2 protein-coding genes and 1 pseudogene are annotated in these 1372 nt (G+C 69.9%); all 3 read left to right on the top strand.

The features are described 5' to 3' along the window. Positions 1–548 (top strand): M23 family metallopeptidase (locus E9934_RS19390; protein WP_136564548.1); only part of this gene is annotated, 548 nt, incomplete at its 5' end. Between the two features lie 41 nt (positions 549–589). Further along, positions 590–1120: an SsrA-binding protein SmpB gene (smpB, locus tag E9934_RS19395; protein WP_136564549.1), complete on the top strand. Its 531-nt coding sequence runs from the start codon at positions 590–592 to the stop codon at positions 1118–1120. Next, positions 1113–1372: pseudogene (locus E9934_RS19400) on the top strand (hypothetical protein); the annotation flags it as partial. The gene smpB and the pseudogene E9934_RS19400, both read left to right, overlap by 8 nt.

The raw sequence follows: 1372 nt of genomic DNA on the forward strand, positions 1-1372 counted from the left end.
CGTCGAGCACCGAGAACGCCCGCGCCGCCGTCGTGCGCGCCCGGGCCCGTGACCGAGCCGCGCTCAAGCGCCTCGAGAAGCGCGAGGCGCGGATCAAGTCGCAGATCCTCGCCCTTTCCCGCCGCCAGGGCGGCAGCTACAACGGTGACACCGGCGGCCTCCTGCACCGGCCCGCCGACGGCCCGGTCACCTCGCCCTTCGGCTATCGGACCCACCCGATCTACGGCTACTACGGCCTGCACAACGGCACCGACTTCGGCGCCGGCTGCGGCTCCTCGCTGTGGGCAGGGGAGTCCGGCACCGTCATCAACACCTACTACGACGAGGTCTACGGCAACCGCCTCTACCTCGCCATCGGCAAGGTCAACGGCGCCTCGATCACCCTCGTCTACAACCACCTCAGCAGCTATGCGGTCGGCCAGGGCGCGCACGTCAAGCGCGGCCAGGTCGTCGGCTACGTCGGCAGCACCGGCTGGTCCACCGGCTGCCACCTGCACTTCACGGTGCTGCGCAACGGCGAGCCGGTCGACCCGATGGGCTACATGTAGGCCGGCCCAAACCCGTTGCGCCCTCCTGAGACAATCAGGACATGGCCAAGCAGTCTGGGCAGTCTGGGCAGTCGGGGACGTCGGGCGCGAAGAAGGAGGACGCCGAGGGGCGCAGGCTCGTCGCGTCCAACAAGAAGGCGCGCCACGACTACCACATCGAGGACACCTTCGAGGCCGGCCTCGTCCTGCAGGGCACCGAGGTGAAGTCGCTGCGGATGGGCCGCGCCAGCCTCGTCGACGGCTTCGTCGACATCGACGGCGGCGAGGCCTGGCTCCACGGGGTCCACATCCCCGAGTACGCGCAGGGCACCTGGACCAACCACGCCGCCCGCCGCAAGCGCAAGCTCCTGCTGCACCGCGACGAGATCGACAAGATCGAGCGCAAGGTCAGCGAGAAGGGGCACACGGTCGTCCCGCTGGCGCTCTACTTCCTCAAGGGCCGCGCCAAGATCGAGATCGGCCTCGCCAAGGGCAAGAAGTCGTGGGACAAGCGCCAGGCCATCGCCGAGCGGACCGCCGATCGGGAGAAGGAAGAGGCGATCGGCCGGCGCCTCAAGGGCATGCGTGACTGACGAGGACTCGTTGGACGAGGTGCGAGAGCCGGCGAGCCTCGAAACCGATGCGCGCCAGGTGCGCGCGTTCTGGGAGGAGCTCGGGCTGCCCGGCCTGATGGACCTGCACGTCCACTTCCTGCCGCCCGGCATCCAGCGTGCGGTGTGGGCAGTCTTCGACGAGGCCGGACCGAAGATCGGCCGGCCGTGGCCGATCCGCTACCGGCGCTCGCCCGAGGAGCGGGTCGCGCTGCTGCGGGAGTTCGGGGTCCG

This window comes from Nocardioides caeni, assembly GCF_004912195.1.
Lineage (GTDB): Bacteria > Actinomycetota > Actinomycetes > Propionibacteriales > Nocardioidaceae > Nocardioides > Nocardioides caeni.